This window comes from Aeromicrobium sp., from assembly GCF_032084975.1.
In the GTDB taxonomy this organism is placed as follows: Bacteria; Actinomycetota; Actinomycetes; order Propionibacteriales; family Nocardioidaceae; genus Aeromicrobium.
The window spans coordinates 24,346-44,450 of sequence record NZ_DAMDLR010000015.1 but is presented as its reverse complement, the minus strand read 5'-3'; the positions used below and the strand labels follow the sequence as shown (position 1 = coordinate 44,450).

Annotated in this window: 24 protein-coding genes; 5 read left to right on the top strand and 19 right to left on the bottom strand. The window is 69.2% G+C overall.

What is annotated here, in order from left to right:
* Positions 1 to 6: 6 nt before the first annotated feature.
* Positions 7 to 1,221, bottom strand: coding sequence for an acyl-CoA dehydrogenase family protein (locus tag RT323_RS05920; RefSeq protein ID WP_313405842.1), 1,215 nt, complete (start codon positions 1,219 to 1,221; stop codon positions 7 to 9).
* Positions 1,222 to 1,235: 14 nt separating this feature from the next.
* Positions 1,236 to 2,543: an acyl-CoA dehydrogenase family protein gene (locus RT323_RS05915; protein ID WP_313405839.1), complete on the bottom strand. Its 1,308-nt coding sequence runs from the start codon at positions 2,541 to 2,543 to the stop codon at positions 1,236 to 1,238.
* Positions 2,544 to 2,661: 118 nt separating this feature from the next.
* Between RT323_RS05915 and def the strand changes: the two genes are divergently transcribed.
* A complete protein-coding gene (gene def / locus RT323_RS05910; RefSeq protein ID WP_313405836.1) occupies positions 2,662 to 3,267 on the top strand; it encodes a peptide deformylase in 606 nt (201 codons plus the stop codon).
* A gap of 3 nt (positions 3,268 to 3,270) precedes the next feature.
* Here the strand turns inward: def and RT323_RS05905 are convergent, their stop codons facing one another.
* Together RT323_RS05905 and RT323_RS05900 are read right to left on the bottom strand one after the other, a co-directional pair.
* Positions 3,271 to 3,546: a hypothetical protein gene (locus RT323_RS05905; RefSeq protein ID WP_313405833.1), complete on the bottom strand. Its 276-nt coding sequence runs from the start codon at positions 3,544 to 3,546 to the stop codon at positions 3,271 to 3,273.
* A 73-nt stretch (positions 3,547 to 3,619) separates the two neighbouring features.
* Positions 3,620 to 4,420 (bottom strand): RNA methyltransferase, encoded by an 801-nt coding sequence (locus RT323_RS05900; protein WP_313405830.1) that lies wholly within the window; start codon positions 4,418 to 4,420, stop codon positions 3,620 to 3,622.
* A gap of 18 nt (positions 4,421 to 4,438) precedes the next feature.
* On the opposite strand from RT323_RS05900, the gene RT323_RS05895 reads away from it, so the two are divergent.
* The gene (locus RT323_RS05895) at positions 4,439 to 4,966 is read left to right on the top strand and encodes a YbhB/YbcL family Raf kinase inhibitor-like protein (RefSeq protein WP_313405828.1); all 528 of its coding nucleotides are present in this window, start codon (positions 4,439 to 4,441) and stop codon (positions 4,964 to 4,966) included.
* 10 nt (positions 4,967 to 4,976) lie between these two features.
* On the opposite strand, the gene RT323_RS05890 is transcribed toward RT323_RS05895, so the two are convergent.
* Genes RT323_RS05890 through RT323_RS05870 form a run of 5 tightly spaced genes read right to left on the bottom strand, consistent with a single transcriptional unit; the run spans position 4,977 to position 9,222 of the window.
* Positions 4,977 to 6,143, bottom strand: a complete 1,167-nt coding sequence (locus tag RT323_RS05890) for a hypothetical protein (RefSeq protein ID WP_313405825.1) — start codon at positions 6,141 to 6,143, stop codon at positions 4,977 to 4,979.
* A gap of 24 nt (positions 6,144 to 6,167) precedes the next feature.
* Positions 6,168 to 6,875, bottom strand: coding sequence for a lytic murein transglycosylase (locus RT323_RS05885; RefSeq protein ID WP_313405822.1), 708 nt, complete (start codon positions 6,873 to 6,875; stop codon positions 6,168 to 6,170).
* A complete protein-coding gene (locus RT323_RS05880; RefSeq protein WP_313405819.1) occupies positions 6,872 to 7,957 on the bottom strand; it encodes an SPFH domain-containing protein in 1,086 nt (361 codons plus the stop codon). Before RT323_RS05880 ends, RT323_RS05885 begins: the two co-directional genes overlap by 4 nt.
* Positions 7,958 to 8,407 (bottom strand): NfeD family protein, encoded by a 450-nt coding sequence (locus RT323_RS05875; protein WP_313405816.1) that lies wholly within the window; start codon positions 8,405 to 8,407, stop codon positions 7,958 to 7,960. It lies immediately after the preceding gene.
* An 11-nt stretch (positions 8,408 to 8,418) separates the two neighbouring features.
* On the bottom strand, positions 8,419 to 9,222 hold the full coding sequence (locus RT323_RS05870; protein ID WP_313405814.1) for an ABC transporter ATP-binding protein: 804 nt from the start codon (positions 9,220 to 9,222) through the stop codon (positions 8,419 to 8,421).
* 50 nt (positions 9,223 to 9,272) lie between these two features.
* Here RT323_RS05870 and serB point away from each other — a divergent pair, with 50 nt between their 5' ends.
* Positions 9,273 to 10,496, top strand: a complete 1,224-nt coding sequence (gene serB / locus RT323_RS05865) for a phosphoserine phosphatase SerB (protein ID WP_313405811.1) — start codon at positions 9,273 to 9,275, stop codon at positions 10,494 to 10,496.
* A 17-nt stretch (positions 10,497 to 10,513) separates the two neighbouring features.
* Here the strand turns inward: serB and RT323_RS05860 are convergent, their stop codons facing one another.
* On the bottom strand, positions 10,514 to 10,729 hold the full coding sequence (locus RT323_RS05860) for a dodecin (protein WP_313405810.1): 216 nt from the start codon (positions 10,727 to 10,729) through the stop codon (positions 10,514 to 10,516).
* A 43-nt stretch (positions 10,730 to 10,772) separates the two neighbouring features.
* Here RT323_RS05860 and RT323_RS05855 point away from each other — a divergent pair, with 43 nt between their 5' ends.
* Together RT323_RS05855 and RT323_RS05850 are read left to right on the top strand one after the other, a co-directional pair.
* Entirely contained in the window at positions 10,773 to 11,054 is a 282-nt protein-coding gene (locus tag RT323_RS05855) for a DUF3099 domain-containing protein (RefSeq protein ID WP_313405808.1), read from the top strand.
* Entirely contained in the window at positions 11,055 to 11,792 is a 738-nt protein-coding gene (locus RT323_RS05850) for an SURF1 family protein (RefSeq protein WP_313405807.1), read from the top strand.
* 4 nt (positions 11,793 to 11,796) lie between these two features.
* On the opposite strand, the gene abc-f is transcribed toward RT323_RS05850, so the two are convergent.
* The 9 genes from abc-f to RT323_RS05805 form a co-directional block, all read right to left on the bottom strand.
* Positions 11,797 to 13,398 carry a ribosomal protection-like ABC-F family protein gene (abc-f, locus tag RT323_RS05845; protein WP_313405806.1) on the bottom strand — a complete coding sequence of 534 codons (1,602 nt, stop codon included), beginning with the start codon at positions 13,396 to 13,398 and terminating at the stop codon, positions 11,797 to 11,799.
* Between the two features lie 216 nt (positions 13,399 to 13,614).
* Positions 13,615 to 13,974 carry a metal-sulfur cluster assembly factor gene (locus RT323_RS05840; protein WP_313405804.1) on the bottom strand — a complete coding sequence of 120 codons (360 nt, stop codon included), beginning with the start codon at positions 13,972 to 13,974 and terminating at the stop codon, positions 13,615 to 13,617.
* Entirely contained in the window at positions 13,964 to 14,428 is a 465-nt protein-coding gene (gene sufU / locus RT323_RS05835; protein WP_313405802.1) for a Fe-S cluster assembly sulfur transfer protein SufU, read from the bottom strand. The genes RT323_RS05840 and sufU overlap by 11 nt, the downstream gene beginning before the upstream one ends.
* Position 14,429: 1 nt before the next feature.
* On the bottom strand, positions 14,430 to 15,662 hold the full coding sequence (locus RT323_RS05830; protein ID WP_313405800.1) for a cysteine desulfurase: 1,233 nt from the start codon (positions 15,660 to 15,662) through the stop codon (positions 14,430 to 14,432).
* A gap of 2 nt (positions 15,663 to 15,664) precedes the next feature.
* Positions 15,665 to 16,423 (bottom strand): Fe-S cluster assembly ATPase SufC, encoded by a 759-nt coding sequence (gene sufC, locus RT323_RS05825; protein WP_313405798.1) that lies wholly within the window; start codon positions 16,421 to 16,423, stop codon positions 15,665 to 15,667.
* Positions 16,420 to 16,746, bottom strand: a complete 327-nt coding sequence (locus RT323_RS05820; RefSeq protein WP_313405797.1) for a non-heme iron oxygenase ferredoxin subunit — start codon at positions 16,744 to 16,746, stop codon at positions 16,420 to 16,422. The genes sufC and RT323_RS05820 overlap by 4 nt, the downstream gene beginning before the upstream one ends.
* Positions 16,743 to 17,945 carry a Fe-S cluster assembly protein SufD gene (gene sufD / locus RT323_RS05815; RefSeq protein WP_313405795.1) on the bottom strand — a complete coding sequence of 401 codons (1,203 nt, stop codon included), beginning with the start codon at positions 17,943 to 17,945 and terminating at the stop codon, positions 16,743 to 16,745. The genes RT323_RS05820 and sufD overlap by 4 nt, the downstream gene beginning before the upstream one ends.
* Positions 17,942 to 19,378 carry a Fe-S cluster assembly protein SufB gene (gene sufB, locus RT323_RS05810; protein WP_313405793.1) on the bottom strand — a complete coding sequence of 479 codons (1,437 nt, stop codon included), beginning with the start codon at positions 19,376 to 19,378 and terminating at the stop codon, positions 17,942 to 17,944. Before sufB ends, sufD begins: the two co-directional genes overlap by 4 nt.
* On the bottom strand, positions 19,375 to 20,091 hold the full coding sequence (locus tag RT323_RS05805; RefSeq protein WP_313405867.1) for a metalloregulator ArsR/SmtB family transcription factor: 717 nt from the start codon (positions 20,089 to 20,091) through the stop codon (positions 19,375 to 19,377). Before RT323_RS05805 ends, sufB begins: the two co-directional genes overlap by 4 nt.
* Between the last annotated feature and the right edge of the window lie 14 nt (positions 20,092 to 20,105).

Sequence of the window (20,105 nt, the reverse complement as noted above, 5' to 3'; positions counted from 1 at the left end):
GGCCGCTCACCTGAGCTGCGAGCTGTTCAGGCCCAGCAGACGTCGCGCGACGATGAGCTGCTGGATCTGCTGCGTGCCCTCGAAGATGTCGAGGATCTTGGAGTCACGCGCCCACTTCTCGAGGAACTCGGTCTCGCTGTAGCCGATCGATCCGGCCAGCTCGACGCACTTGAGCGTGATCTCGTTGCCGGAGCGGCCGGACTTGGCCTTGGCCATCGACGCCTGCAACGAGTTCGCCTGACGGTTGTCGGCCATCCAGGCCGCCTCCAGCGTGAGCAGGAGCGCGGCCTCCCAGTCGGCCTCCATCCGCAGGAACTCGGCCACGGCGTGCGGCTGGGTGGCGGGCGTGCGGTCGTAGTCGATCACCATGCCCGCCTGCTCGATGAGCTCGCGCATGACCTCCAGCGACGCTCGGGCGCAACCGACGGCCATGCCGGCGACAAGCGGGCGCGTGTTGTCGAACGTGGCCATCGCACCGGCGAAACCCTGCTTGGTGTCGATCTCGGGGCTGCCGAGCAGGTTCTCGGCCGGGACGCGGCAGTTGTCCAGGACGATCACGGCAGTGTCCGAGGCGCGGATGCCGAGCTTGTGCTCGAGCCGCTCGACCCGGATGCCGGGCAACGACTTGGGCACGACGAACGACTTCACCGCGGCGCGGCCGAGCTCCTTGTCCAAGGTGGCCCACACGACGACCGAGTCGGACCGGTCCCCCGACGTCACGAAGATCTTCTCTCCGTTGAGGATGTAGTGGTCACCGTCCTTGATGGCCGTGGTCCTGATGGCGGCCGAGTCCGAGCCGAAGCTGGGCTCGGTGATCGCCATCGACGCCCACGTGCCCTTGAAGCGCTCGAGCTGCTCGTCGGTGGCGACCGACGCGATGGCCGAGTTGCCCAGGCCCTGACGCGGCATCGACAGCAGCAGGCCGACGTCGCCCCAGCACATCTCGATGACCGAGAGGACCGAGGACATGTTGGAGCCGTTGCGAACCTTGCCCTTGTCCTTGGCGGACTCCTTGACGCGCACGCCGGCCGCGCCGGCACCGGTGCCCGTCCCGGACTCGTTCATGCCGTCGATGAGCGACGCGAGGAGATCGAGCTCCTTGGGGTAGCTGTGCTCGGCGAGGTCGTACTTGCGGGAGTTGGCACGCAGGAACTCGTTGGCGACGTCGTGCGCCTGCTGGACGAATCCGCGGAACTTCTTCGGGGTGTCGAGGTAGATCATGAGTCGTTCGGTCCTCAGACGAGGACTGCTCCTTCCATCACGCCGACGGCACGCAGGTCGCGGTACCACCGTTCCACCGGGTGTTCCTTCACGAAGCCGTGACCGCCGAGCAGCTGCACGCCGTCGGTGCCGATCTTCATGCCGTACTCGCTCGAGAGGCGACGGGCGAGCGCCGCCTCGCGGGCGAACTCGACCCCCTGCTCGGCACGCGACGCCGCCTTGAGGGTGACGAGGCGCATCCCCTCGAGCTCGATGGCCATGTCGGCGACGGTGAACGCGACGGCCTGGCGGTACGCGATCGGCTCGCCGAACGCCTCGCGGGTGACGACGTACTCCTTGACGTACTCGAGCACGGACTTGCCCGCGCCGAGCGCGAGTCCCGCCCACGCGAGCCGCGAGAGGCGGATCATCGAGCGGTAGTCGTCGGCCGTCCCGAGGATGGCGTCCGCGGGGACGTGCACGTCGTTCAGCTGCAGGCGCGTCAGCCCGGCGGCCCGCAGGCCCATGCCGGGGTCGGCGGCGACGGTCAGGCCGTCCGTGTTCGCCTCGACGATGACCATCGACGGGCCCTGGCCCTCGACGTCGGCGGCAATGACGAACAGCTCGGCCTCGGCGCCACGCACGGCCCCGGACTTGATGCCGTTGAGGACGTAGCCACCCCCCTCGCGCTTGGCCACGGTGGTGAGGGCGAACGGGTCGAACAACGGCTGCGGCTCGGTCACCACGAGGGCCGCGACGGGCACGTCGCCCTCGGTGAACGACGGCAGATAGGTCTGCTGCTGGCCCTCGGTGCCCCACAGCGAGATCGCGGTGGCGACCGCCGAGGGCGCCATGCACGCGACGGCCTGGCCCATGTCGCCGTGCGCGAGGGCCTCGGCGACCAGCACACCGGTGACGGCGGACCGCTCCTCGGCCAGCCCGCCGAGGGACTCGGGGATGTTGATCAGCGAGAGGCCGAACTCGCCGGTCTGGGCGAGCACCTCCTTGGGGGTGTCGTCGGCCGTCTCGGCCGCCTCGGCGCCCGGGCGCAGCACCTCGGCCGCGAAGTCGGAGATGACCTCGACGATCATCTGCTGGTCCTCGGTGGGCGTCAGGTCGAAGACACCCGCGACGCTGGTGGAGGCCGGGCGGTCGCCCTGGGCGCTGCCCGCCACCTTCTTGAAGGTGCGCTGAGCCGCGCCGATCGCCTGGAATCCGCTGCGGGTGCCGCCGTGGACCGCCCGCTCGGCCACCTTGCGCAGCCCCAGCTTGTCGAGCGTCTCGGAGGCGGCCAGCTTGTTCAGGACGCGAAGCCCGTAGGCCATGGGGTCGGTGCCCGCCACGTTCACTCCCTCGGTACGTTTGGGAAACTGTCGTTTACAGTTTCACATACCGAGAGTATCTGACCGCTCCCAACGCCGCCAGTGATTTCGCGTGTCGCGTCCTTCGATACCCTGAAGCGTGCCTGAAACGCCCTCCGCAGAGCAGTCCCGCCCCCTTCCCGACGGCGGCTCCGTCCGTCCTATCACGCGCTGGGGAACGCCCGTCATGCATCACGAGCTGCGCGACGTCACCGAGTTCGACGACGAGCTGCGCACGCTCGTGGCCGACATGGTCGCCACGATGTACGCCGCCGAGGGCGTGGGCCTGGCCGCCAACCAGGTCGGTGAGGACGTCAAGGTCTTCGTCTTCGACTGCCCCGACGACGCACAGCAGCGGATCACCGGCGTCGTGTGCAACCCGGTCCTGCGCCTGCCCGACGGCGCCGACCGCAAGCTCGACGTCCACGACGAGGGCTGCCTCTCGCTGCCCGGCGCGTTCACCGAGTGTGCGCGCCCGGATCACGCCTGGGTGACGGGCTTCGACGAGCACGGCGAGCCCGTCCAGTTCGAGGGGACCGGTCTGCTCGCCCGCTGCCTGCAGCACGAGACCGACCACCTCTTCGGCACGGTCTTCGGCGACCGCGTCCCCGAGAAGGCGCGCAAGAGGCTGTACAAGCAGCACAAGCAGCTGGCCGACGAGTACCCCGATGACTGGCCCGTCGGCGAGGAGCCCGACGAGGACTGACGCTCACCGCTCGCGCTTGGGGAACACCTCACGCGCCAGCGCCTGGACATCGCGGTCCAGATGGGTCAGCTTCACGTCGACGCGTTCGAACTGCGCGTCCACCCGCTCGAACCGGGCGTTCATCTCGCCGCGGAGACCGCCGATCTCCGCGCGCAGCCCGCCGATCTCGGCTCGCAGCACCCGGACGAACCATCCGGACATCATCGCGTTCATCGCGAAGATGGCAGACCCGAAGACCCCGATGAGGGTCCACACCTGCGGCTCGGTCAACTCGATCACTCACCCATCGTGTCATCGTCGAGGCCCACGGTGCCAGAGCTCTCGGACACTGAACGCGTCCTCCACAGGGCCGTCAGGCGCGGCTGAAGTGCCAGCAGGCGATCGCCGTCGAGGCCGCGACGTTGAGCGAGTCGATGCCGACCGCCATCGGGATGATCACCCGGTGGTCGGACTCGCGCTGCCAGTGATCGCTCAGTCCCGGCCCCTCCGACCCGACGATCACCGCCGAGCGCTCGGCCGGCCGCACCGCATCGATCGGGACGGCATCGTCGGCCAGGGTCATCGCGTACGTCGTGAACCCGTGCTCACGCAGTAGCGCCGGCAGCCCGTACCAGTCGTCGATGCGCGCCCACGGGAGCGAGAAGACCGCACCCATCGCGACCTTGATCGACCGCCGGTACAGCGGGTCGGCGCACCGCGGCGACAGCAGCACGGCGTCGAAGCCCAGCGCCGCCACGTTGCGCATGATCGCGCCGATGTTGGTGTGGTCGACGAGATCCTCGGCCACCAGGACGCGCGTCGCCCGGGCGAGGACCTCGCTGACGGCACGCTCGGGCGGGCGGTGCATCGCCGCGAGGGCGCCACGGTGCACGTGGAAGCCGGTGACCCGCTCGATCGTCTTCTCGTCGAGCAGGAAGGCCGGCGCGTCGGTCGAATCGAGCACGGGCGCGAGCGTCTCGGTCCAGCGCGGGGCGAGCAGCAACGACTTGGGCGTGTGGCCCGCGGCGACGGCCCGCTCGATCACCTTGGCACCCTCGGCGATGTAGATGCCGCGCTCGTGCTCGACGCTCTGACGCAGCTGCACGTCACGCAGGTCCACGTAGTCGCGGAGCCGTTCGTCGCGCGGGTCGTCGAGTGCGATGAGGTCGGCCACCGCACTAGGTTAGGGGGCATGAGCCTCGACCGACCCGTGACTCCCGACCCGTACCCGCTGCTGCCCGCGGCCGCCACGTTCAACGTCGTCAGCGACGACGTCACCGACGGCCAGTCGCTCAAGCCCGATCAGGTCAACGCCCACGGAGACACCTCTCCCCACCTCGCGTGGAGCGGCGCTCCCGAGGGCACCAAGTCGTTCGTCGTGACCTGCTTCGATCCCGACGCGCCGATCGTGTCCGGATTCTGGCACTGGGTCGCCGTCGACATCCCCGCCGACGTGACCGAGCTGGCCACCGGCGCCGGCGCGAGCGACGAGACACTGCCCGGGGGCGCGTTCCACGTGCGCAACGACGGCGGCGGCCTCAACTTCATGGGTGCCGCTCCCCCGGAGGGCGACCAGCCGCACCGTTACTACTTCGTCGTGCACGCCGTCGGCGAGGAGACCCTGGGCGTCGACGCGTCGGCCTCCCCCGCCGTCGTCGGCTTCAACCTCGCGTTCAAGACGCTGGGCCGCGCGATCATCCACGGCACCTGGCAGCACTGAGCGCGGGCGGTCAGCGGCGCCGGGCGGTGAATCCCTCACTGACCCGGCAGCCGCCGGCCGTGGAATAGGTGTAGCGCGCCTGCGTCATCTTCTTTCCGACGACCCGGCCGCGCAGCGTGGCGGTGTACCAGACGTTGCCCTTCCGGTACTTCTTGATCGCGTCGACGTATCCGTGGCGCGGGACCTTCACCGTGGGGAACGTCAGCGAGACGTTCCGGTAGGTCGGGAACGTGCCGTAGCCGCCGCACTGCATCCGCATGTTGATGCCGCGGAAGCCGGTGATGCGGCCCTTCCTGACCTTGAAGGTGAAGGTCTTGTCCGTGCTGCGCCACGCGCCCGCACGCGGCTTCGCCGGCGCCTTCACGGCGCGAACGCGGACGATCCGACTGGTGCTCACACCCGAGCCGCTCGCGGTGATCCGCACTGTGGCCCGCTTCTTCCGCGACATCAGGCGCAGCGGCACCTTGACGGATGCCTCCGCCCCCGGCGCCAGCGTGCCGGCGTTGCGGCGGACGGTCTTCATCCCCTTCCCACGCGCCGTGACGACGACGTTGCGCGCGCGGTACTCGCCCGTGTTCTTCACGACGAACGTGTGGTCCTGCGCGACTCGGCGGACCAGGCGGACCTGTTTCTGCGCCTTGTCCAGCAGACGCGGCTGCGCGACGGTCAGGCGCGGTTGCGCGTACTGGTTGGTGAGCGAGCCGCCCATCGCGTCGACCGTGGCGCCCGAAGCACGATCGATGGTCATCACGACCGCGCAGTCCCAGTTGCGCGGGCTGGGGAGGTCACGCTCCCAGACCCAGTACTTCCTGCCGTTCGGGACGACCCCGTCGTCATAGTGCCCGGTCAACTCGCATGAGTTCCCTGCCACGACGCCCAGGTGCGCGCGAACCGCTGTGTCCGGATTGGACGACGGGTCGCCTTTCACCCATGCGTCCGTCTCGAGGATGATGTCACCGTCCTCGTCGTAGTGGACGTAGACGTTCGCGCGCTGGAGCTGACGGTTCGCTGGAGTCCCACTGACGGGATAGCCCGGCAGGGACCTCGTCAGGACGGCCGTCTTCTTCTCGAGTCGTCGTTCAGGGGCGGCGTGCGCTGTTCCGGCGCCGAGCGCCGGCAGGACGGCCACGACGAGCGCGGTAAAGAGCAACGAAACGGACAGTCTCCCCGGGTACATGGCCCGACCCTAAGCCACTCTCGCCTATCTGGCGTAGCTGTTGGCGATGCCGCGCACCTTGCCGACGTACGCCATCGAGTTGTTGTAGGCGTACACCGCCTTGACCCAGCCGTCGCCCGAGAGGTCGCGCTCGCGGTCGCACAGGTGGTTGGCGGCGCCGAGCGCGGCGTCGTCGATGTCGTGTGGGTCGGCGTCGCCGTCACTGTCCGCGTCGGCGCCGTACTGCTCCCACGAGGACGTGAGGAACTGGAACGGGCCGACGGCGCGGTCCCACTCCTCGTCCCCGTGCAGCGCCGTCGACTCCTTCGTCGCCTTGATCGCCCGCGTGCCGTTCTCCCCGTTGAGCGGCGGGCCGATGATCCGCTTGCTGGGCACGCCGGCCGCGTCGAGGCCTGCCCCGCCCAGTGTCCCGTGGGCCGACTCGACCGAGCCGACCCCCGCGAGCGTGTTCCAGCGCAGGTTGCACTTCGGCTGCGCCTCGCGCTGGCTGATCTCGGTGCGGGCGTACGCCTGCATCGCCCGCACCGGGATCTGCCGGCTGGCGGCGGTCTCGGTCACCCACGCCTCGTCGGGCTCGGTCGTCGAGCCGTCGGCCAACGGGACCTCCTCGGCCTGCTGCGCCGGCGGTCCGCTGAGCGGATCGTCCTCCGTGCGGTCGACGAGCAACCACGCGACGACGATCGCCGCCGTGGCCAGCACGGCGGCCCCCAGGAGCCAGATCCGGGCCGTCACGCCGTGGGCGGCTGGTCCGTCGGGGGCTCGTCCTTGGTCGAGACCGGGGACTCGGCCTGCTTCGCCGCGCGGATGGCCTCCTCGACGGCGCTGCTGGTCGTCTCGGGGCTGGACGAGTCGGTCACGACGGGCTCGTCGAGGTCGACCCGCTTGCGCGAGCCGCCTCCGTCGGTCGGGATCGAGCCGACGACGTTGCCGATCTGGCTCAGCGCCGCGGTGACCTCGGCCGGGATGATCCACGTGGAGGCGTTGTGGCCCTGCGCGATCTTCGGAAGCGTCTGCAGGTACTGGTACGAGAGCAGCTTCTGGTCGGGGTTGCCGTCGTGGATCGCCTGGAAGACGGTCTCGATGGCGCGGCCCTCACCCTGCGCGGTCAGGATCGCCGCGGTCTTCTCACCCTCGGCGGTCAGGATCGCCGACTGCTTGTCGCCCTCGGCACGCAGGATGGCCGCCTGCTTCTGGCCCTCGGCGGACAGGATCGCCGACTGGCGCTCGCCCTCGGCCGTGAGGATCGCCGCGCGCTTGTCGCGCTCGGCCCGCATCTGCTTCTCCATCGCGTCGATGATGGTCGGCGGCGGGTCGATGCTCTTGAGCTCGACCCGGCTGACCTTGATGCCCCAGCGACCCGTCGCGGCGTCGAGCTCGGCACTCAGCGTGCGGTTGATCTGGTCACGGCTGGTGAGCGCGTGCTCGAGCGTCATACCGCCGATGATGTTGCGCAGCGTGGTGGTCGTGAGCTGGTGGATGCCCTCGATGTAGTTGACGATCTCGTACGTCGCCGAGACCGGGTTGTTGACCGTGTAGAGGATGACGGTGTCGATCTCGACCGTCAGGTTGTCCTCGGTGATGACGCCCTGCGGCGGGAAGGAGACGACCTGCTCGCGCTGGTCGACCCGGTACTTCACGCGGTCGAGGAACGGCACGATCAGGTGCGGCCCGGGCGTCAGGGTCGTGCGGTACTTCCCCAGTCGCTCGACGACACCCGCGAAGTTCTGCGGGATGATCTTCAGGCTCATCGCCGCGGTCACGATCAGCAGGACCACCAGCAGGATGAAGAAGATCAGCAGGGCATTGGCGAACATTCAGCTCTCCTTCCGGACGACGCGGGCGATCGCACCGTCGATGGCGGCGACGAGCAGCTCGTCGCCGGGTTCGTAGATCGCCTCGGGGTCGACCGGGCGGGCGGTCCAGTGGACGTCGCCGATCAGGACGCGGCCGGCGTGGCGGTTGACGCGCTCCTCGACGATCGCCAGCTGGCCGACCAACCCCTGTTGGCCGACGGGCAGCGACGGGCCGTCGTGGACGCGCGCCGCGATGCGTGGCCGGACGAGCGCCAGCAGCGCGACCGAGATCACGCCGAACAGCGCCAGCGGGATGGCGAGCGGGGCACCGAAGCCGGCCGCCAGCGCGGCGGAGAAGGCAGCGATGCCGAACATCAGGAAGATCAGCTCGCCGCTGGCCAGCTCGATCAGGCACATGAGGACGCCCAGCGCCGCCCAGGTCACCCAGATGTCGTCACCGAACCAGTCCATGTCCCACTCCCCTAGTTCGCCCGGCGTCGCACCGGGGCGCGCCGCGCCGTGAATCGGCCTGCATCGTGTGTGACCTCGAGCCGCTGGCCGAAGGCCTCGGAGAGGTTCTGCGAGGTCAACGTGTCGACGATCGGCCCGGCCGAGACGACGCGTCCGCCCGACAGCAGCAGGGCGTGCGTGAAGCCCGGGGCGATCTCCTCGAGATGGTGCGACACCATGACGAGGGACGGACCGCGATTGTCCGAGGCGAGCGCCTCGAGGCTGGCGATGAGGTCCTCGCGGGCGCCGACGTCCAGGCCCGCGGCCGGCTCGTCGAGCAGGACGACCTCGGGGTCGGTCATCAGGGCGCGCGCGATCAGGACACGCTTCTTCTCGCCCTCGGACAAGGTGCCGAACGTGCGGTCGGCCAGGGCGGCGATGCCGAGCTCGGCCAGCATCGCCATCGCGCGCTGGTGGTCCTGCTCGTCGTACTCCTCGTTCCAGCGCCCGAGGACGGCGTAGGCGGCCGAGAGGATGAGGTTGCGGACCGACTCGCCGGGCGGGACCAGCTCGGCGATCGACGCACTCGTGTGGCCGATGCGGGGCCGGAGCTCGAAGACGTCGACGGCGCCCAGTCGCTCGCCCAGGATCTCGGCGGTGCCGGAGGTGGGGTGCATGTTCGCGGAGGCGACCTGCAGCAGCGTGGTCTTCCCCGCGCCGTTCGGGCCGACGATCACCCAGTGGTCGCCGGGCAGGACACGCCACGACACCTGGTCCAGCAGATTCTTGCCCGAGCGCATGATGGTGACGTCGGTCAATTCGAGAACGGCGGTCACATGACCAACCTATCGGTACGGGACAATCGCGTGCCGATACCCTCGACACGATGAGCACGCCAGTCCCGGGACACGTCCCCACGCTGCAACTGACCGCCCCCACGGTGCTGGTGACGTTCAGCGGCCCCGACCGCACGGGCGTGTCCAGCCGAGTCTTCTCCGTCCTGGCCGAGCACGAGGTCGAGGTGATCGACGTCGAGCAGCTCGTCGTTCGTGGACGACTGGTCCTGAGCGTGCTGGTCACCGAGCCGCCGGACTCCGCCGCGTTCGAGGCCGATCTGGCCACGGCCGGCTCCGAGCTGGGCCTCGAGGTCGAGTCCGTGCGCGGCAGCGGCGACAACCGTCCACGCCGGGTCGGCCGCTCCCAGGTCGTCGTGCTCGGCGCCCCGCTGATGCCCGGGGCGATGGCGGCCCTCACCCGCGGCATCAACCGACTCGGCGGCAACATCGACCGCATCGTGCGGATGGCGCGCTACCCCGTCACCGCGATCCGCATGGAGGTCTCGGGCGCCGATCCCGACGCGCTGCAGTCCGAGCTGGCGTCGATAGGCCACGAGCACGGCACCGACGTCGCCGTGCAGGAGCACGGCATCCTGCGGCACGCCCAGCGCCTCGTCGTGATGGACGTCGACTCCACCCTCATCCAGGGTGAGGTCATCGAGATGCTCGCCGCTCACGCCGGGTGCCAGGACGCCGTGGCGGAGGTCACCGACCGCGCGATGCGCGGCGAGCTCGACTTCGCCGCCTCCCTGCACGAGCGCGTCGCCCAGCTGGCCGGGGTGCCGGCCTCCGCATTGGACGAGGTCTACGAGAACCTGTGCTTCACCCCGGGCGCCCGCACGATGATCCGCACGCTCAAGCGCCTGGGCTATCGCTTCGCGCTGGTCAGCGGCGGCTTCACCCAGATCATCGAGCGGCTCGCCGCCGACCTGGGCATCGACTACTTCGCGGCCAACGAGCTCGAGGTCGTCGACGGCCGGCTCTCCGGCAAGGTGCTTGGCCGGGTCGTCGACCGGGCGGGCAAGGCCGAGTCGCTGCGCGACTTCGCGGAGCAGGCGGGCATCAATGTGCGCAACACCGTGGCGATCGGCGACGGCGCCAACGACCTCGACATGCTCGCGGCGGCGGGACTGGGCATCGCGTTCAACGCCAAGCCGCTCGTGCGCGACCAGGCGCAGACGTCGGTGAACGTGCCGTACCTCGACGCGATCGTGTACCTCATGGGGATCACCCGCGAAGAGGTCGAGGCGGCCGACGCCGCCGATCGCAGCTGACCCTCAGCGGGCCAGGATCACTCGTCGTCCTCGAGGCGGAAGCCGATCTTCAGCGTGACCTGGTAGTGCTCGACCTCGTCGTCCACGATCTGGCCGCGGATGCCGACGACCTCGAACCAGTCGAGGTGACGCAGGGTCTGCGACGCGCGGGCGATGCCGCTGTCGATGGCCTCGCTGACGCCCTGGGGCGACGTGCCGACGATCTCCGTGACGCGATAGGTGCGGTTGCTCATGCCGTCATCGTCCCACGCGTGGAGCACGGCGTAGAGTTGAGTCATGGCGCGCCGCGAATCCGAAGAGGTCCACTCGATCACGAGTGCGAGCGCCCCTCACAGCGCGCAGGTCGACCACCGCGAGCGCAACTACCTGATCTCGATGGCCATCCGCGTCGCCTGCTTCCTGGGCTTCGTCGCCGTCGACCACTGGAGCCGCTGGCTGCTGCTCGTCGGCGCCGTCCTGCTGCCGTACGTCGCCGTCGTGATCGGCAACTCCGCGATCCGCAACGCCGGAGACGGCCCGTCGCCCTTCGACGCCGACCGGAAGCAGCTGGACAGCTAGGTGTACCGGTTCCTCCTGAGCCCGCGTTGGATCGGGCTCGCGATCTTCGTCGTGGTCATGTTCGTGACGTGCTTCCGGCTCGGCCAGTGGCAGTACGACCGCTACCACGAGCGCCAGGACGCCAATGAGGTCACGCGCGGGAACTACACGGCCCAGCCGATCCCCGTCGAGGACGCGCTCGCCGACGGGTGGTCGTCCGACCTCGCGTGGCGCACCGTGACGGCGACGGGCACGTTCGACCCCCAGCACGAGGTCACGGTCCGGTTCGCCCACCGCGACAGCCGCACGGGCGTCGAGGTCGTCACTCCGCTGCGCCTGGACACCGGCGAGACGGTCCTGGTCCAGCGCGGCTGGTCAAAAGCCGACAACTCCGGTGGCGCCTCCGAGGAGATCATCCCGCCACCGGCCGGCCAGGTGACCGTCAGCGGCTGGCTGCAGCCCGACAGCACGGCCGACGGCGACGCCACGACCCCGCGTGACGGCGAGGTACGCGCCATCGACAGCGAGAGCTGGGACGACCTCCTGGGCGCCGAGCCGATGCCGGGATTCATCGCCATGACGGCCCCCGAGCAGGACGGCCTCGAGATGGCGAAGAAGCCCGACCTGAGCTCGGGCCCCAGCTTCTTCTACTCGATCCAGTGGTACTTCTTCGCCGGACTGGCGCTCTTCGGCTACTTCTGGTTCGCCCGCACCGAGGTGCGCGAGCGACGCCAGGCCGCCGCGGTCACGACGGCCTGACGGCTCAAGCGAGGCTGACCAGGTCGGCGTACGTGTCGGACCAGAGGTCCTCGTCGCCGTCGGGCAGGAGCAGCACACGGTCGGGCTCCAGCGCGTGCACGGCGCCCTCGTCGTGGGTGACCAGGATGATCGCGCCCTCGTAGGAGCGGATCGCCGCCAGCACCTCCTCGCGCGAGGCGGGGTCCAGGTTGTTGGTGGGCTCGTCCAGCAGCAGGACGTTCGCCGACGACACGATCAGGCTGGCCAGGGCGAGACGGGTCTTCTCACCGCCGGACAGCACCCCCGCCGGTTTCGCCGTGTCGTCGCCGGTGAACAGGAACGAGCCCAGGACGCTGCGCGCCTCGGTGTCGGTCAGGTGCGGAGCCGCCCGCTGCATGTTCTCCAGGACCGACCGGGAGGTGTCGAGGGTCTCGTGCTCCTGGGCGTAGTAGCCGATGCGCAGGCCGTGCCCCGGGATGATCTCACCGGTGTCGCTCTTGTCGACGCCAGCCAGCAGGCGCAGCAGGGTCGTCTTGCCGGCGCCGTTGAGGCCGAGCACGACGACGCGACTCCCCCGGTCGATCGCCAGGTCGACATCGGTGAAGATCTCGAGCGAGCCGTAGGACTTGGACAGTCCCTCGGCCATGAGCGGCGTCTTCCCGCACGCGGCCGGCTTGGGGAACGCGATCTTGGCGACCTTGTCGACGGCACGGACCTCCTCGAGGCCGGCCATCATCTTCTCGGCCCGCTTGAGCATCTGCTGGGCCGCGGTGGCCTTGGACGCCTTCGCGCGCATCCGGTTGCCCTGGTCGATGAGGCGCTCGGCCTGCTTCACGGCGTTGGCGCGCTCGCGCTTGCGGCGGGCCTCGTCGGCCTCGCGCTGCTTGAGGTAGGGACGCCAGCCCATGTTGTAGATGTCGATGACGCCACGGTTCGCGTCGAGGTAGAAGACCTTGTTGACGGTCTCCTCCACCAGGTCGACGTCGTGGCTGATGATCACCAGTCCACCCGAGAAGTTCTTCAGGAAGCCGCGCAGCCACACGATGGAGTCGGCGTCCAGGTGGTTGGTCGGCTCGTCGAGCAGCAGGATGTCGGCGTCCGAGAACAGGATCCGCGCCAACTCGATGCGACGGCGCTGACCACCGGACAAGGTGCTCAGCGGCTGGTCCAGGACACGCTCGGGCAGGCCGAGCGCCATCGCGATCGTCGCCGCCTCGGACTCGGCCGCGTAGCCGCCGCCCGCGCCGAACTCGGCGTCCGCGCGGGAGTAGCGGCGCATCGCGTCCTCGGCGATCGCCGAGTCCTCCGACGCCATCTCCTTCTCGGCCTGGCGCATCCGGCGCAGCGCCTCGTCGAGGCCGCGGGCGGCGAGGATGCGGTCGCGGGCCGTGACCGAAGGGTCACCGACGCGCGGGTCCTGCGGCAGGTAGCCCACCGTGCCCGTGCGCGAGATGGTGCCCTCGGCAGGCTCGCCGCCGGCACCGGCCAGCATCTTCGTCAGGGTGGTCTTGCCCGCGCCGTTGCGGCCGACGAGCCCGATCTTGTCGCCCTTGGCGACCTGGAAGGAGACGTCGGACATCAGGACGCGCGCGCCGAAGCGCAGCTCCACGTTGGAAGCGGTGATCATGGAAGAGCCTTCGTGAGGGTTGGACGTGGCGAGGACGCGGGGTCGAGCAGGTGCTCGGGCGTCACTCCAGCCGGATCATGTCCACCGAGTCAGTCTAAGCGGCGGTGCCGCGGGACACGAAATCCCGGCGCCCCAAACCACATTTGGACGCGCATCCACGCTCGTGCGCTCGAGTGGCGTGGATCCGCGTCCAAAAGTGGAGAGGGCGGGCGGCAGTCAGCCGATGTTGAAGCCGAGGGCGCGCAGCATCTCGCGGCCGTCGTCGGTGATCTTGTCCGGGCCCCACGGCGGCATCCAGACCCACTCGATCCGGAAGTCGTTGACGAGGCCGTCGAGGGCCGCGCGGGTCTGGTCCTCGATGACGTCGGTCAGCGGGCAGGCCGCGGACGTCAGCGTCATCTGCAGGACGAGGTTGCTGTGCTCGTCGGTGTGAACGCCGTACACCAGGCCCAGGTCGACGACGTTGATGCCCAGCTCGGGGTCGACGACGTCCTTCATCGCCTCCCAGACGTCATCGTCGCTGGTGGCTCCGGGCTGGACGGTGACGTCCGGCAGGTCGCTGTGGTCAGTGGTCATGGGAATCCTCCTTGGCCGCGGCTTGCGCGACGGCGTCCTTCCAGGCCATCCAGGCCAACAGGGCGCACTTCACGCGCGCGGGGAACTGGGCGACACCGGCGAAGGCGATGCCGTCCTCGAGTACGTCTTCATTCGGCTCGACCTGGCCGCGGCCCTGCATGAGCTCCTGGAACACGTCCAGGGTGGCCAGGCCGTCCTGGACCGACTTGCCGACGACGAGTTCGTTCAGGACCGACGCCGAGGCCTGGCTGATGGAACAGCCCTCGGCGTCGTACGAGATGTCCTCGACGAGGTTGCCGGCCACGTGGACCCGCAGGGTGATCTCGTCACCGCAGGTCGGGTTGACGTGGTGGACCTGCGCCTCGAACGGCTCGCGCAGGCCGGCACCGTGGGGGTGCTTGTAGTGGTCCAGGATGATCTCCTGGTACATCGCATCGACATTGGAAGCGTCCATGTCAGGCTCCGAAGTACGACTGGGTGTGGCGGATCCCCGCGACGAGCGCGTCGATCTCGGCCTCGGTCGTGTACAGGTAGAACGACGCCCGGGTCGTGGACTGGACGCCGAAGTGCTGGTGCAGCGGCTTGGCGCAGTGGTGACCGGCGCGCACGGCGACGCCCTGCGAGTCGAGCAGCTGCGACACGTCGTGCGGGTGGACGCCGTCGACGGTGAAGCTGATCGCTCCGCCGCGGTCGACCGGGTCCTTGGGTCCGACGATCGTCACGCCGGACAGCTCGTTCATGGCCTCGAGCGCGTACGCCGTGATCTGCTGCTCGTGCGCGGCGACGTTCTCCATGCCGAGCGCGGTCAGGTAGTCCACGGCGGCGCCGAGCCCGACCGACTGCGCGATCGGCGGCGTGCCGGCCTCGAAGCGGTGCGGCGGCGCCGCGAACGTCGTGGCCTCCATCGACACCGTCTCGATCATCTCGCCGCCACCCAGGAACGGCGGCAGCTCGGCCAGCAGGTCGTAGCGACCCCACAGCACGCCGATGCCCGTGGGACCGACCATCTTGTGACCGGTGAAGGCCACGAAGTCGGCACCCAGCTCGGCGACGTCGACCGGCAGCTGCGGCACGGCCTGCGAGGCGTCGATGACGACGAGCGCCCCGACCTCGCGAGCCCGTCGGACGATCTCGGCGACCGGGTTGATCGTGCCGAGCATGTTCGAGACCCACGTGACCGCGACGACCTTGGTGCGCTCGGTCAGCGTGTGCGAGTCGAGGTCGAGGCGACCCTCGGGCGTGACGCCGTACCAGCGCAGGTCAGCGCCGACGCGCTGCGACAGCATCTGCCACGGCACGAGGTTGGAGTGGTGCTCCATCTGCGTCACCACGACCTCGTCACCGGCGCCGATGCGACCGGAGTCGCCCAGCACGCGCGCCACCAGGTTGAGCGCCTCGGAGGCGTTCTTGGTGAAGATCACCTCGTCGCGACTCGGCGCGCCGATGAACTCGGCCACCTTGTCGCGCCCGAGCTCGAACGCCGCGCTGGCCTCAGCACCGAGCTGGTGCATGGCCCGCGCCACGTTCGCGTTGTGCTCGAGGTAGTGGCGCTCGATCGCCTCGACCACCTGACGCGGCTTCTGCGACGTGTTGGCGCTGTCCAGGTACACGAGCGGACGATCGCCCGCCAGTGTCCTGGCGAGGATCGGGAAATCCTTGCGAACCGCCTCGACGTCGTAGCCGGTCATGATCAGACGGCCGCCTTGGTGAACTTGTCGTAGCCCTCGGCCTCGAGCAGCTCAGCGAGCTCGCGCCCACCGGTCTGGGCCAGGCGGCCGGCGACGAAGACGTGCACGTAGTCGGGCTTGATGTAGTTCAGGATGCGCGTGTAGTGCGTGATCAGCAGCACGCCGCGGTCACCCTGGTCCGAGTAGCGGTTGACGCCGTCGGAGACGACGCGCAGGGCGTCGATGTCCAGGCCGGAGTCCGTCTCGTCGAGGACCGCGAACTTCGGGTTCAGCAGCTCGAGCTGGGCGATCTCGTGACGCTTCTTCTCGCCACCGGAGAAGCCCTCGTTGACCGAGCGCTGCGAGAACGACGGGTCGAGCGTCATCCGCTCGAGCGCGGCGTTGACGTCCTTGACCCACGTGCGCAGCTTGGGCGCCTCGCCGTCGATGGCCGTCTTGGCCGTGCGCAGGAAGTTCGCGACGGACACGCCGGGGATCTCGACCGGGTACTGCATCGCGAGGAACAGGCCGGCGCGGGCGCGCTCGTCGACGCTCATCTCGAGGATGTTCTCACCATCGAGCAGCACCTCGCCCTGCGTCACCTTGTACTTGGGGTGACCGGCGATCGAGTAGGCCAGCGTGGACTTGCCCGAGCCGTTCGGGCCCATGATGGCGTGGACCTCGCCGGAGTTGATGGTCAGGTCGACGCCGCGGAGGATCTCCTTGGGGCCGTCCTCGGTCTCGACGGAGACGTGGAGGTTCTTGATCTCCAGGGTGCTCATGCGTTTTCTCCTTGGTTGGGGAGGTCGACCCACACGGTCTCTCCCTCGATCTTGGTCTGGTAGACGGGGACGGGCTCGGTCGCCGGCGGCGTGAGGGCCTTGCCGCTGCGCAGGTCGAAGCGCGACCCGTGCAGGAAGCACTCGATCTCGCAGCCCTCGACGTCGCCGTCGGACAGCGGGATCTCGGCGTGCGAGCACCAGTCCTTGATGCAGTAGACGGTGTCGCCGTCGCGCACGAGGGCCAGGTCGTGGCCCTCGAACTCGATGCCGAGGGCCGCGCCCTCGGGGACGTCGGCGAGCTTGGCGACCTGCTGGAACGTCATGCGCCCACCGCCGCGGGGTTGCCGACGACCGCGGCCAGCTCCTCCTCGATGGCCGCCAGCAGGCGGTCCTGGAGGTCCTCGACACCGATCCGGCGGATGATGTCGTTGAAGAAGCCGTGGACGACGAGGCGCTTGGCCTCGGTCGGGTCGATGCCCCGGCTCTGCAGGTAGAACAGGTGCTCGTCGTCGAAGCGGCCGGTCGTCGACGCGTGACCCGCGCCGGCGATGTCGCCCGTCTCGATCTCGAGGTTGGGCACCGAGTCGGCGCGCGCGCCGTCGGTGAGCACGAGGTTGTCGTTCTGCTCGAACGTGTCGATGCCCTCGGCGACCTTGCGGATCAGGACGTTGCCGATCCAGACGGTGTGCGCGTCCTGGCCCTGCAGCGCGCCCTTGTACTCGACGTTGCTGCGAGTGCGCGGTGCCGTGTGGTCGACGAACTGGCGGTGCTCGAGGTGCTGGCCCGCGTCGGCGAAGTAGATGCCGAGCAGGTCGACGCTGCCGCCCGTGCCGCGGTAGTCGACGTTGGTCGACGAGCGGACGAGGTCGCCACCGAGCGTGAACTCGAAGAAGCGCACGGCGGCGTCGCGGCCGACGCTGATGCCGTTCTGGACCGCGTGGACCGCGTCGTCCTCCCAGTCGACCAGGTTGACGACGTCGAGCTGCGCACCGTCGCCCACGACGTACGTGACGTTCGTGGCGTAGGTGGCCGAGCCGAGGTGGTCGAACGTGATCGTGGCCTTCGAGAAGGGCGCGACCTTGACGACGATGTGGCCCCAGACGGTCTGGTCGACGGACGAGCCGGTCAGCGTGATGCGCGCGGGGGCGTCCAACTCACCGTCGATCGACAGCAGCGTGGCACCGCCGGCGTTCTGGACGGCCAGCGCGGCCAGGCGGTCGAGCGGCGCGATGCCGCCGATGGCCTTGGCCTCGTCGGTCGTGATCGTCGTCAGCGTGGCGCCGGCGGGAAGCTCTTCCTTCCAGTCCAGGCACGCGTCCGACGGCGCACCGTCGAGCAGGCCGCGCAGGCGCTTGAGCGGCGTGAACCGCCAGATCTCCTCCAGGCCCGTGGGCTTGGGGTGATCGGCCACGTCGAAGGACGGCTCGGGATGCAGGTGGGACTGGACGTGGTCCAGTTCCAGCGCCGCAGCCATCGAGTCAGCCATGTGCTGGTCAGCACCAGCGGGAGTCAAGGTCGTCATCCGACAGCACCCTCCATCTGCAGCTCGATCAGTCGGTTCAACTCCAGCGCGTACTCCATCGGCAGCTCACGGGCGATGGGCTCGACGAAGCCGCGGACGATCATCGCCATGGCCTCGTCCTCCTCCATGCCGCGCTGCATGAAGTAGAAGAGCTGGTCGTCGCTGACCTTGGAGACGGTCGCCTCGTGGCCCAGCGTCACGTCGTCCTCGCGGACGTCGACGTACGGGTACGTGTCCGAGCGGCTGATCTGGTCGACGAGGAGCGCATCGCACTTGACCGTGCTGGCCGAGCCCTCGGCGCCCTCGTTGACCTGCAGAAGGCCGCGGTAGGACGTACGGCCACCGCCACGGGCGACCGACTTGCTCAGGATCGAGCTGGAGGTGTTCGGGGCGACGTGCACCATCTTGGCGCCGGTGTCCTGGTACTGGCCCTCGCCGGCGAAGGCGATCGACAGCGTCTCGCCGCGCGCGTGCTCACCCATGAGGTAGACCGCGGGGTACTTCATCGTGACCTTGGAGCCGATGTTGCCGTCAACCCACTCCATCGTGGCGCCGGCCTCGCACGTGGCGCGCTTGGTCACGAGGTTGTACACGTTGTTCGACCAGTTCTGGATCGTCGTGTAGCGGACGCGGGCGCCCTTCTTCACGATGATCTCGACGACCGCGGAGTGCAGCGAGTCGGTCTTGTAGATCGGCGCAGTGCAGCCCTCGACGTAGTGGATGTAGGAATCCTCGTCGGCGATGATCAGCGTGCGCTCGAACTGGCCCATGTTCTCGGTGTTGATCCGGAAGTAGGCCTGCAGCGGGATGTCGACGTGGACGCCCTTGGGCACGTAGATGAACGAGCCGCCGGACCACACGGACGTGTTCAGCGCGGCGAACTTGTTGTCACCGACCGGGATCACGGTGCCGAAGTACTCCTCGAACAGCTCGGGGTGCTCCTTGAGCGCCGTGTCGGTGTCGAGGAAGATGACGCCCTGCTGCTCCAGGTCCTCACGGATCTGGTGGTAGACGACCTCGGACTCGTACTGGGCCGCGACGCCGGACACGAGGCGCTGCTTCTCGGCCTCCGGGATGCCCAGGCGGTCGTACGTGTTCTTGATGTCGTCGGGCAGGTCGTCCCACGTGGTCGCCTGCTTCTCGGTCGACCGGACGAAGTACTTGATGTTGTCGAAGTCGATCTCGTCGAGCTCGGCACCCCACGTGGGCATGGGCTTGCGGTCGAAGAGCTTGAGGCCCTTCAGGCGCAGGTCCAGCATCCACTGGGGCTCGTTCTTCTTGGCCGAGATGTCGCGCACGACGGCCTCACTCAGACCGCGCTTGGCGTCGGCGCCGGCGTCGTTGGCATCGTGCCAGCCGAACTCGTAGTTGCCGACGTCCTTCAGACCCGGGTTGAGGTCCTCGATCGAGGTCGTGTCGTTGGTGGTCGTCATGAAGACTCCCCTTCGGTTGATGACACAGCATTGGATGACAGAGCGTGGGTGGTCGGGGTGGCCCGCGGCAGGTACGTCGTGCACACGCCGTCGCCGTGGGCGATCGTGGCCAGACGCTGGACGTGAGAGCCCAGCAGCTCGCCGAAGATCTCGGTCTCGGCCTCGCACAGCTGCGGGAACTCCTCGGCGACGTGGGCCACCGGGCAGTGGTGCTGGCAGATCTGCTCGCCGAGCGGGGTGGAGATGGTCGAGGCGGCGAAGCCGTCGGCCGTGAGCGCCCGGGCCAGGACGGCGGGCTGGTCCTCGACCGGAACGTCGACCAGGAGGCGCTCGTACCGCTCGCGGAAGTCGGCGAACCGGTGACGGGCGAACGCGACGACCGCGTCGTCCCCGCCCGTCTCGTGCAGGTAGCGCAGCGCCTGGGCGGCGAGGTCGTCGTAGGCGTGGTCGAACGTGTCGCGTCCCGCATCGGTCAGCGCGAAGACCCGGGCGGGGCGGCCGCGGCGACGCTCGCCGTGGATGCGCTCCTCGCGCGACTCGACGAGGCCGTGCTCGAGCAGCGACTCGAGGTGGCGTCGCACGGCGGCCGGGGTCAGGCCCAGGCGCTCGGCCAGGGCCGACGCGGTGCTGGGACCGTTGCCCAGGATGCTCTCGGCGACGCGTTCGCGCGTGCTGAGGTCGTCGACGGACGACACCTCATGATTCACGCGCATGTATTTCACAACGC